This is a genomic window from Sandarakinorhabdus sp. (genome assembly GCF_031422795.1).
GTDB lineage: Bacteria > Pseudomonadota > Alphaproteobacteria > Sphingomonadales > Sphingomonadaceae > Sandarakinorhabdus.
This window is the reverse complement of record NZ_JANPML010000432.1, coordinates 1-8572: the sequence shown is the minus strand read 5'-3', so window position 1 is coordinate 8572 and position 8572 is coordinate 1. Positions and strand designations below refer to the sequence as shown.

Sequence of the window (8572 nt, the reverse complement as noted above, 5' to 3'; positions counted from 1 at the left end):
CTCGGCAAAGCCAAGCGCCGCGCCGGTCGCACGGTCGATCACCTTCTCGTCGGTGGCAACGCTGCCGGTGCGGATGGGATTGAAATAGGTCCGGGCTCCCGCGGTCGTGGCGGTGATGTCGTAGATGATGCGGAACTTGTGTGACGCCGGCGCCAGCAATTCATAGCGCGTGTAGGCGCCGTCATCGGTTTGTGCCGGCGCAGCGAGTGCAGCGCCTGCCATGGCAATCAGCAGGGCTGCTACCGCTGCCTGCCAGACGCCCGGGCCTGGTGATGCCAGCCTTGTTAATAGTTGCATGTCTGCCCCCCCCTGATCTGGTGCTAGCAAGCCAGCGCCAGTTCCGTCGCTTCGGCAATGGCGCGCTTGGCGTCCAGCTCGGTCGCCTCGCTGGCACCGCCAATCAGCTTCGCCGGCATGCCGCGCGCCACCAGCGCATCATACAGGCTGCGTTCCGGTTCCTGCCCGGCGCAGATGATCACCGTATCCACGTCAAACAGCCGGGGTTCGGTGCCAACCAGCGTGTGCAGGCCTTCATCGTCGATCTTGAGGTAGGTGACACCGCCCATCATCCTCACACCGCGCCGCACGAGGCTCAGGCGATGCGTCCAGCCCGTGGTGCGGCCCAGCGACTTGCCCGGTGCGCCATCGCGGCGCTGCAGGATCACAACCTCGCGGTCGGCCTTCTCGATCTGCGGCACCAGGCCGGTCACGCCGCCCCTCGGATGATTGACGAAATCCACCCCCCATTCGCGGCAGAAGGTCGGAATATCGACCGCCGCCGACGGGCCAGCATGGGTGATGAGCGTCGCCACATCGAAACCAATGCCGCCGGCGCCCATGATGGCGACGCGGCGACCAACGGGTTTGCGGCCCAGGATGGCATCGATATAGGGCACCGCCTTGGGGTGATCGATGCCCGGCATGTCGGGCGTGCGCGGACGGATGCCGGTGGCGACGATCACCTCGTCGTGGCTGGCGGCGGCAAGGCTGTCGACATCCACCCGCGTGTTGAGCTTCAGCGTGATGCCAAGTTTTTCAATCATGCGCTTGAAATACCGCAGTGTTTCGTGAAACTCCTCCTTGCCCGGCACGCGTTTGGCGAGGTTGAACTGCCCGCCGATTTCGGACCCTGCATCATAAAGCGTGATCTTGTGGCCGCGCTGCGCGGCCTCCACGGCAAAGGCCAGCCCCGCCGGCCCGGCACCGACCACGGCGAGATCGCGCACGACGGTGGCGGGCTTCACCACCATCAGCGTTTCATTGCAGGCGCGCGGATTGACCAGGCACGACGTGAGCTTGCCGGTAAAGGTGTGATCCAGGCAGGCCTGATTGCAGGCGATGCAGGTGTTGATCTCGTCCTCGCGGCCTTCGAACGCCTTGTTGACCAGATCGGCATCGGCCAGCATCGGCCGCGCCATCGACACCAGATCGGCATGGCCAGCGGCCAGCACCTGTTCGGCAGTTTCGGGCATGTTGATGCGGTTCGACGTGATCATCGGCACGCTCACATGCTTCCTGATGCGGCCGGTCACTTCGGCAAAGGCCGCGCGCGGCACCATGGTGGCGATGGTCGGCACTTGCGATTCGTGCCAGGTGAAGTGGGTGGAGATGATGGTGGCGCCGGCGGCTTCGACGGCCTGGGCGAGCTGGATCACCTCCTCGCCCGACATGCCGCCTTCCAGCATGTCCATCGCCGGGATGCGGAAGATCAGGATGAAATCATCGCCCACGGCAGCGCGCGTGCGACGGATCACTTCGACCGGGAAACGCATGCGGTTTTCGAAACTGCCGCCCCATTCGTCGGTGCGGGCGTTGGTTTTTTCGACCAGAAAGGTGGAAAGCAGATAGCCGGCCGAGCCGATGATCTCGACACCGTCATAACCGGCGGCCTTGGCCTGCACGGCGCAGTTGGCAAAATCGGCGAGCTGCTTCTCGATGCCATCCGCATCCAGTTCGTTGGGCACAAACCGCCCGATGCGAGAACGGATGGCGGATGGCGCCACACACGCCGGCGTGCCGGCCAATGGCCCGGCGTGCAGTATCTGCATGACGATCTTCACATCGGGCGCGGCGCCGTGAACGGCCTCGGTCACGATCCGGTGCTGGGCGGCTTCGTCCGCAGTCGAAAGCTTGCCGCCGCCGCTGGCTTCATGGTTGGGCGCGATGCCGCCGGTGATGATCATCCCAACCCCGCCGCGCGCCCGTTCGGCGAAAAACGCCGCCATACGCTCGAAGCCGCCTTCGATATCCTCAAGGCCCGTGTGCATCGAACCCATCAGGATGCGATTCTTGAGACTGGTGAAGCCCAGATCGAGCGGGGTGAAGGTGAGCGGATATTTTGCGTGAACCATGAGTAGCAGGCTATCAGGGGGAGAGGTTGGCGTCATCCTTGCCAGATTGCAGAGGGCGGGCGTGTGGGCGCAGCCGGCGGCGGAGCCGCCGAGTCTGCTGAGGGAACGAAGGAAGAAAGCAATTAGAGCGTGGCGGAGCCACGCCGTCGGACGACACACGAAAACGGCGACCCGAGGATCGCCGTTTTTGGTCGCCGGCCGATCTTGCGCCTGTCGGCGCATTTCGCTGCGCAAACTGCGCTCGCGGCGCTGCGATTTGGTGCCCCTGGCCGGACTCGAACCAGCACGGATTTCTCCACTCGATTTTGAGTCGAGCGCGTCTACCAATTTCACCACAGGGGCAGTGGCGCGCCGGTTAGCGCAAGCGGCGGGCGCGCGCAATCGCTGGCGGCAAAAATGATGCATTCGCGCAACAGTCTTTCGCTGCCTTGTCGATTCGGATGGCAAGTCAGCGATTCTGCCCTTTCGTCATCGTAACAATTTCGCCATGGAGCAAGCTCACAACCGCAAATGAGGGGCTCTCATGCGTTCGATCATTCTTGCCGGGGCGTCCGCCTTGGCCATCGTTGCTTCTCCGGCGTTCGCTGCTGAAGATCAGGATACCAAGGTCGCCGCAGGCGCCGCCGAAGAAACCGCCGCCGAAATGATGGTCGTTACCGGCTCGCGCATCGCGCGCGAGAATCTCGATGCCACCGTGCCGATCACCTCGCTCAGCGCCGCTGAGTTGCTGCAGAACGGCAGCGTGCAGGTTGGCGACCGCTTGTCGCTGCTGCCGCAGTTCCGCCCGACCTTCACCAGCCAGAACAGCGGCCGCTTCATCGGCACCGCCGGTCTGTCGATCCTCGACTTGCGTGGCCAGGGCACCGCCCGCACGCTGGTGCTGCAGAACGGCCTGCGCCACGTTACCTCGCAGCCGGGCGCGCAGACGGTTGACGTCTCCACCATACCGGTCGACCTGATCGAGCGCGTGGACATCGTCACTGGCGGCAACTCGTCGGTTTATGGTTCCGATGCCGTCGCCGGCGTCGTCAACTTCGTGCTGAAGCGCGATTTCCAGGGCATCATGGGCCGCGTTCAGGCCGGCACCTCTTCGCGCGGCGATTCGAACCAGTATCTGGCTACCCTCACCGCCGGCACCAACTTCGCTGATGGCCGCGGCAACATCGCGGTGTCGCTGGAATATAACAAGAGCGACCCGCTGTTTTTCGCCGATCGCCCCAACACCGGCGCCGTCACCGGCCGTTCGCAGTTCCAGCTGGTGGAAGACACCACGGGGGAACCGGCCGCCGGCAACGGCATTTTCGATACCCAGTATCTTTCGGGCATCAAGAACATCGGCATTTCCACCGGCGGTGCCTACACGTCGGCCTGCCAGGGCGTCGCCCCCGGCGCGCGCGCCACGCTGAATTGCAGCGGCGTCTTCCAGGGCGCTTCGCAGTTCGGCAACGTCTTCGTGTTCCAGCCCGGCGGCAATCTTGCGCGCAACGTAGTGGACCGCGATTTCCGTCCGTTCAACAGCGGCAACGCTCAGGGCGGCCAAGGCTCCACCCTGCGTGAAACCGGCCTGATGCAGATCGGCAACACCCGTTATGCTGCCAACCTGATCGGCAGCTTTGAAGTGTCGGATGCGTTCCGTCCCTACATCGAAGCCAAGTGGGTCCGCACCGAATCGCTGCAGGAAGGCCAGCCGACCTTCTCGTCCGGCGCGCTGAACCCGACGCTGAACATCAGCAACCCGTTCCTCAGCCAGCAGGCTCGCGATCTCCTCGCCGTCTCGCTGCCGGCGAGCGGCAACTTCACCATCAGCCGTTTCAACATCGATTTCGGTGGCCGCGGTGAAAACCACAGCCGTGAATTGTTCCGCGCCGTCGCTGGTGCCCAGGGCAGCTTCATGGACACCTGGAGCTACAATGTCGCCCTGAACTATGGCCGCGTTGAAACCTTCTATCAAACGCGCGGCAACATCCACAACGGCCGTTTCACCAACGCCGTCAACGCCGTGCGCAACACTGCCGGCCAGATCGTCTGCTCCATCAACAATGATGCCAGCGCCGCCAACGATGATCCGGCCTGCCGCCCGATCAACCTGTTCGGCCTTGGCGCCCCGCAGGCCGATGCACTGGCCTATGTCGGCCACACCTCCAGCCGCAAGCAATGGTCTGAACAGTTCAACGTCATTGCCAACATCGCTGGCGATTCCAGCAAGCTGTTCGAACTGCCCGGCGGTCCGGTCGGCTTCTCCATCGGCGGTGAATGGCGTCAGGAGCGCAGCTTCTCGGCGTTTGACGATGTTACCCGGAGCGGTGCCACCTTCCTGAATTCCATCGCCAATTTTGCGCCGCCGCGCCTGGATGTGTGGGAAGCGTTCGGCGAAATCCGCCTGCCGATCCTGAAGGACGTGCCGTTCTTCAAGGAATTGACCGTTGAAGCCGCTGGTCGCGTGTCCAACTACAGCTCCGGCACCACCGGCACTGTCACCTCGTACAACGTGGGCGGTATCTGGTCCCCGGTGGATGATGTGCGTATTCGTGCCAACTATGGCCGCGCCATCCGCGCGCCGACGCAGCTCGATCTGTTCCAGGCCCAGAATCAGACCTTCCTGAACGGCCTGATCGATCCCTGCGGCCAGCAGAACATCAACGCCAACCCCAACCGCGTCGCCAACTGCCGCGCGGCGGGCGTGCCGACCACGCAGACCTTTGGCGGCACTACCCTGCCGTTCACCAACATCCCGGCATCGGGCATTTCCGGCCTGTCGGGCGGCAACCCCGGCCTGTTCGCCGAAAAGTCGGACAGCTGGACGGTTGGCATGGTCTACACCCCGTCATACCTGCCGGGCTTTGTGGCCAGTGTTGATTTCTACCGCATTGCTGTGAGCGATGTGATCACCACGGTGGCTTCGCAGACGGTGATCAACCAGTGCTATGACGATCCGGGTGGCATCAGCAATCCGTTCTGCTCGGCCGTGTTCCGCAACCCGGATGGCACGTTCCGCGGCCAGTCGAACATTCGCCATGGCGGCAGCGAATTCCCGCTGACCTCCACCGGCGCCTCGTTCATTACCGGGCCGTTCAACTATTCGCGCCAGCTGACCAAGGGGATCGATTTCGACGCCGCCTACACCCACAAATTTGGTGAAGACTGGCGCCTGAACGTGCGGACCCTGGTGTCGCTGTTGCTCAAGCGGCACATCTACACCTCGATCACCGAGCCGAACCGCCTGACCCGCGAACATGGCACGCTGGGCAACCCGGAACTCAACGGCCAGCTCAATGTGACCGTGGGTTACAAGAGTTTCGACTTGCTCTACAGCTTCCGCTACCTGAGCAAGCAGACTGTTGCCACCAACTGGCGCGACCAGAATTCGGAACAGGGCCGCCCGCCGGAAAACCTCGATGGTTTCCCGACGGTCTTCTATCCGGCCATCACCTATTCCGATGTGCGTTTCTCGGCCAAGGTGTACAAGCAGGTTTCGGCCTATGTCGGCGTGGACAACATCTTCGATCAGCTGCCGCCGCTCGACAACATCCTTGGCAATGGCGCCGGCTCGGGCATCTACACCAACACCGGCCGCTTCTTCTACGGCGGCGTGCAGGTGAAGTTCTGATCACCTGATCACCGATGATAATGGTGGGGGGCCGGTGGCAACACCGGCCCTCTTCCTTTTTTGGCCCCCCTTCTCTTTTTGACAATCGGTCGGCCCGGCCGCATGGGAAACGCAATGCGACCACCCCGCAAACCAACTGGCGGCAAACGCCCGGCCGGCACCCGCAGTTTTGGTGATCGGCCCACTGGCGACCGCCCGCAACGCAGTGCCAGCCGCCCGCCGGCGCGCGGGCCGCCCCGTGACGCCGCAGAGGGTGAACGCCGCCCGCCCGCTCGCCGTGATGACCGCAGCGAACGGCCGGTTCGAGCCGAGCGACCCAATCGCGCCGAACGCCCGTTCCGCACCGAACGCCCGCCCAAAGGCACCTGGCCCGAAGAGCGCGAACGCCCGGCCCGCGCCGACCGGTCAGCACGCAGCGAGCGTCCTGACCGGACCGAACGCCCGCAACGCGGCAAAGGCCCACCCAGAGGCGCTCGGCCAGACCAGCGCGAAGGCCCGGCCCGTACGGAACGACCTGACCGCAGCGAACGCCCGCAACGCAGCGAACGGCCTGATCGGGCCGAACGCCAGCAGCGCAGCGAAGGCCCGCCCAGAAGCGCTCACCCAGACCAGCGCGAACGCCCCACCCGTGGCGACGGCCCAACTCGTGGTGAACGCCCAACCCGTGGTGAGCGTCCAACTCGCGGCGAGCGCCCAACTCGCGGCGAGCGTCCTGATCGCGCGGAACGGCCGGCGCGGGGCGAACGCCCCTCACGTCCCGCATCCCGTCCCACGGCCGGCCCCGGCAAGCCGGCCCGCAGCGAAGAACCGCGCGTCAAGCGCGTTGCGCCGCCCGTGCGACAGACCGAAGTTGCAGCCCAGCGCATCGCCAAGGCGCTGGCCCGCGCCGGCGTCGGTTCGCGCCGCGATATCGAGCGCATGATTGCCGAAGGCCGCATCGCCATCGACGGCGAAGTGCTCACCTCGCCGGCGCTCAACATCACCAATCTGGCCAATGTCACCGTGGATGGCGAACCCGTGGCCGGCATCGCTCCGGCCAAGCTCTACCGCTTCCACAAGCCGGCCGGTTTCCTCACTGCCGCCCGCGATCCTGCCGGCCGCCCGACCATCATGGATATCCTGCCCCCCGGCCTGCCGCGCGTGGTGCCTGTCGGCCGGCTCGACATGAACACCGAAGGCTTGTTGCTGCTCACCACCGATGGTGAGCTCAAGCGGGCGCTGGAACTGCCGTCGTCGGGCGTGCCGCGCGTCTACCGTGTCCGCGCCTTTGGCGAAGTCACGCAACAGGCGCTGGAAGCGCTGGCCGATGGCATCACCATCGAAGGCATCCACTATGGTTCGATCCTGGCTGATATCGAACGCAAGACCGGCCATAATCTCTGGCTGATCGTCACCATCCGCGAAGGCAAAAACCGCGAAGTGCGCCGTGTTCTCGAACATGTCGGCCTGCAGGTGAACCGGCTGATCCGGGTGGCCTATGGCCCGATCGGCCTGGATGATCTGCCGCCGCGCATGGCCGACGAAATTCCCGATTCCGATGTGGCCCTGCTGAAAGCGATGCTGAAGGCTACCAAACCGGAGCCGCGTTGATGCGCGTCATCAAATGCGCATAATCTCTGGCAAATGGCGCGGTCGCCCACTGAAGGCACCCGAAGGCGAATCGACCCGCCCCACCAAGGATCGCGCCCGCGAAGCCATCTTCTCCATGCTCACCAGCCGGTTGGGCAGTTTTGAAGGCATCGACGTGCTCGACCTGTTTGCCGGCACCGGCGCGCTGGGTATCGAGGCACTGTCGCGCGGCGCTGGCAGCGCCTGCTTCATCGACAATGACGCGGCGGCGGTGAAAGCGATCAAGGCCAATCTGGCAGCGCTGGGCGCCAGCGGTGACGTGCGCCAGAGCCCGGTGGCCAGCCTTGGCCCGGCCCCGCGCGCGCATCACGTGATTTTCCTTGATCCGCCTTATGGTACGGGTCTCGCCGATCCGGCCATCACCCATCTGTACGAGCGCGGCTGGATCGCGCCGGATGCCATCATCAGCATCGAAACCGCCGCTGCCGATCCGCTCGCCTGCGATTGGGAAGTGCTGGTCGATCGCCGCTTTGGCAAGGCGCTGGTGCGCCTGCTCAGGGCGCCATAACCCCTCTCCCCCTGCGGGAGAGGGTCGACTCCCCGCAGGCGAGCGGGGTGAGGGGTTCAAGCTGCGGCCGCGTGAGCAACCCCTCACCCCGGGCCGCCTTCGGCGTCTCTCGCCCTCTCCCGCAAGGGGAGAGGGGATCAGTCCGCGCGATCCCGCGCGCCCACTTCAGTCCGCGCGATCCCGCGCGCGGGGATAGCTGCCGATCACCTTCACCCAATTGGTAAAAAACGCCAGTTCCTCCATCGCGCGTGCAACCGGCGGTTCGGCTGGCGAACCTTCGATCTCGGCATAGAATTCGGCCTGCGCGAACGAGCCATCGCGCAGATAGCTCTCCAGCTTGGTGATGTTGACGCCGTTGGTGGCGAAACCGCCCAGCGCCTTGAACAGCGCTGCCGGCACCGAACGCACTTCGAAATTGAAGCTGGTCATCGCCGGCAGGCCCAACGGCGGCGGCACCGCTTCCCGGCTGAGCACGAC

5 protein-coding genes, 1 tRNA gene and 1 pseudogene are annotated in these 8572 nt (G+C 64.8%); 3 read left to right on the top strand and 4 right to left on the bottom strand.

Translation table 11 applies throughout. The features are described from left to right. The 3 genes from RMO81_RS14915 to RMO81_RS14905 form a co-directional block, all read right to left on the bottom strand. Positions 1–222, bottom strand: a 222-nt coding sequence (locus RMO81_RS14915) for a hypothetical protein (protein WP_310476713.1), incomplete at its 3' end; no start/stop codon positions are given. A 98-nt stretch (positions 223–320) separates the two neighbouring features. Continuing rightward, positions 321–2351, bottom strand: a complete 2031-nt coding sequence (locus RMO81_RS14910; protein WP_310476712.1) for an NADPH-dependent 2,4-dienoyl-CoA reductase — start codon at positions 2349–2351, stop codon at positions 321–323. A gap of 257 nt (positions 2352–2608) precedes the next feature. Continuing rightward, a tRNA-Leu gene (locus tag RMO81_RS14905) sits at positions 2609–2693 on the bottom strand. A 181-nt stretch (positions 2694–2874) separates the two neighbouring features. Between RMO81_RS14905 and RMO81_RS14900 the strand changes: the two genes are divergently transcribed. From RMO81_RS14900 to rsmD, 3 genes are all read left to right on the top strand, one after another. Beyond that, positions 2875–5958: a TonB-dependent receptor domain-containing protein gene (locus RMO81_RS14900; RefSeq protein ID WP_310476711.1), complete on the top strand. Its 3084-nt coding sequence runs from the start codon at positions 2875–2877 to the stop codon at positions 5956–5958. Positions 5959–6072: 114 nt separating this feature from the next. Then, entirely contained in the window at positions 6073–7548 is a 1476-nt protein-coding gene (locus tag RMO81_RS14895) for a pseudouridine synthase (protein WP_310476710.1), read from the top strand. A gap of 13 nt (positions 7549–7561) precedes the next feature. Next, positions 7562–8095: a 16S rRNA (guanine(966)-N(2))-methyltransferase RsmD gene (gene rsmD, locus RMO81_RS14890; protein WP_310476709.1), complete on the top strand. Its 534-nt coding sequence runs from the start codon at positions 7562–7564 to the stop codon at positions 8093–8095. 165 nt (positions 8096–8260) lie between these two features. Here the strand turns inward: rsmD and RMO81_RS14885 are convergent. Continuing rightward, positions 8261–8572, bottom strand: a pseudogene (locus tag RMO81_RS14885) (prephenate dehydratase); the annotation flags it as partial.

What these genes read in the sequence shown, in the direction of transcription:
- rsmD (WP_310476709.1), top strand. Translation starts at nt 7,562, where the DNA reads ATGCGCATAATCTCTGGCAAATGGCGCGGTCGCCCACTGAAGGCACCC.
- RMO81_RS14910 (WP_310476712.1), bottom strand. Translation starts at nt 2,351, where the DNA reads ATGGTTCACGCAAAATATCCGCTCACCTTCACCCCGCTCGATCTGGGC.
- RMO81_RS14900 (WP_310476711.1), top strand. Translation starts at nt 2,875, where the DNA reads ATGCGTTCGATCATTCTTGCCGGGGCGTCCGCCTTGGCCATCGTTGCT.
- RMO81_RS14895 (WP_310476710.1), top strand. Translation starts at nt 6,073, where the DNA reads ATGCGACCACCCCGCAAACCAACTGGCGGCAAACGCCCGGCCGGCACC.